The organism is Trujillonella humicola (genome assembly GCF_046233715.1).
Lineage (GTDB): Bacteria > Actinomycetota > Actinomycetes > Mycobacteriales > Geodermatophilaceae > Trujillonella > Trujillonella humicola.
On record NZ_JBJNRJ010000087.1, the window covers coordinates 1 to 2,213 of the forward strand.

General features: G+C 75.6%; 1 protein-coding gene. It reads left to right on the forward strand.

Annotation, left to right across the window (positions count from 1 at the left end; translation table 11 throughout):
- The first annotated feature begins 445 nt into the window (after window positions 1–445).
- Window positions 446–2,047, forward strand: coding sequence for an ABC-F family ATP-binding cassette domain-containing protein (locus ACK586_RS24435; RefSeq protein ID WP_409333129.1), 1,602 nt, complete (start codon window positions 446–448; stop codon window positions 2,045–2,047).
- Window positions 2,048–2,213: the final 166 nt, after the last annotated feature.

Here is a 2,213-nt window from a genome sequence, read left to right on the forward strand (position 1 = left end):
TCCTCGGCCGGTTCGCCGCGGACGAGAGCGCGCAGCAGCCCCAGCCCCTCGTCGAAGCGGGTCCAGCGCTCCTCGAAGGGCACCCCGACCGCGCGGTGGGGGGGGGGGGGGGGGGCCGGCCCGCCGCCCCCCCCCCCGCAGGGTGGCCAGCAACCGGTCGCGGTCGCGGGACAGCTCGTCGATCGTGGCGCCGATCCGGGCGACCACCAGCGCCGCCTCGCCCACGGCCGGCAACCCGCAGGTGGGGCAGGGCGCCGGCCCGCCACCGGCGGCGGGCCGGCCGCAGACCGGGCACGGCAGGCCGGGGGGACGCGTCATACCCGCATCGTGGCGGGGCCGGACACCGTTCGGGCTCCGGCACACCCGATCTGTGGACACCGGGTGCAGCCCATGTCACCGGCACGGCGGTCGAACCGACCCGCGGGGAGCGCCTACCCTGGGGACAGTGATCACGACGACCGGCCTCGAGCTGCGCGCCGGTTCCCGCATCCTCATCAGCGGAGCGGACCTGCGCGTGCAGCCCGGCGACCGCATCGGCCTGGTCGGCCGGAACGGGGCCGGCAAGACCACCACGCTGACCACCCTGGCCGGGGAGCGGGCGCCGCACGCCGGCAAGGTCGAGGTCACCGGGGAGCTCGGGTACCTCCCGCAGGACCCGCGCAGCGGTGACCTCGACATCACCGCCAGCGACCGGGTGCTCTCCGGCCGCGGGCTCGACGTCCTCAAGGCGCAGCTGACCAAGGCCCAGGTCGCCATGGCCGAGCCGGCCGACGACGCCGAGCGCGACCGTGCCGTGCGCACCTACGGGCGGCTGGAGGACCAGTTCGCCGCGATGGGCGGCTACGCCGCCGAGAGCGACGCCGCGCGGATCTGCACCAACCTCGGCCTGCCCGACCGGGTGCTCGCCCAGCCGCTGCGCACCCTCTCCGGCGGACAGCGCCGCCGGGTCGAACTGGCCCGGATCCTGTTCTCCGACGCCGACACGCTTCTGCTCGACGAGCCGACCAACCACCTCGACGCCGACTCGATCGTCTGGCTCAAGGGATTCCTGGCCGGCCACAAGAGCGGGCTGGTGGTCATCAGCCACGACGTAGAGCTGCTCGAGGCCGTCGTCAACAAGGTCTGGCACCTGGACGTCAACCGCGCCACCGTCGACGTCTACAACCTCGGTTGGAAGCGGTACCTGGACGCCCGGGAGACCGACGAGCGCCGCCGCCGGGCCGAGCGCGCCAACGCCGAGAAGAAGATCGACGCGCTGACCGCGCAGGCCGACAAGATGCGCGCCAAGGCGACCAAGGCCAAGGCCGCGCAGAGCATGGACAAGCGCGCCCAGCGGCTGGCCGCGGGCCTGGCCGAGGTGCGCGTCGCCGACCGGGTGGCCAAGCTGCGCTTCCCGACGCCGGCGCCCTGCGGCCGCACCCCGCTCACCGCCGAGCACCTGAGCAAGAGCTACGGGTCGCTGGAGATCTTCACCGGCGTCGACCTGGCCATCGACAAGGGCACCCGGGTCGTCGTCCTCGGCTTCAACGGCGCCGGGAAGACGACGCTGCTGCGGCTCCTGGCCGGCGCCGAGCTGCCCGACACCGGCGAGGTCAAGGCCGGGCACGGGCTGCGCATCGGGTACTACGCGCAGGAGCACGAGACCATCGACATGGACCGCACGCTGCTCGAGGTGATGCGCGCCGCGGCGCCGGACTCCACCGACACCGAGCTGCGGCGGATCCTCGGCGCGTTCCTGTTCTCCGGCGAGGCGGTCGACCAGCGGGCCGGCACGCTCTCGGGCGGCGAGCGGACCCGGCTGGCCATGGCCACGCTGGTGGTCTCCGGCGCCAACGTGCTGCTGCTCGACGAGCCGACCAACAACCTCGACCCGGCCAGCCGCGAGCAGGTGCTCGACGCGCTGCGCACCTACGCGGGCGCGATCGTGCTGGTCACCCACGACGAGGGCGCCGTTCGCGCGCTGGACCCCGACAAGGTGATCATCCTGCCCGACGGCACGGAGGACGCCTGGAGCGAGGACCTCGCCGACCTGGTCTCGCTGGCCTGACCGGAGTGGGGGGGGGGGGGGGGGGGGGGGGGGGGGGGGGGGGGCGGGGGCGGGGGGGGGCGGGGGGGGGGGGGGGGGGGGGGGGGGGGGGGCGCGGGGGCCCCATGGCCTCGTCGGCCTCCCGGCGCCGGCGGTCCTCGGCCTCCCGCTCGCCCCGGCCGGCGGG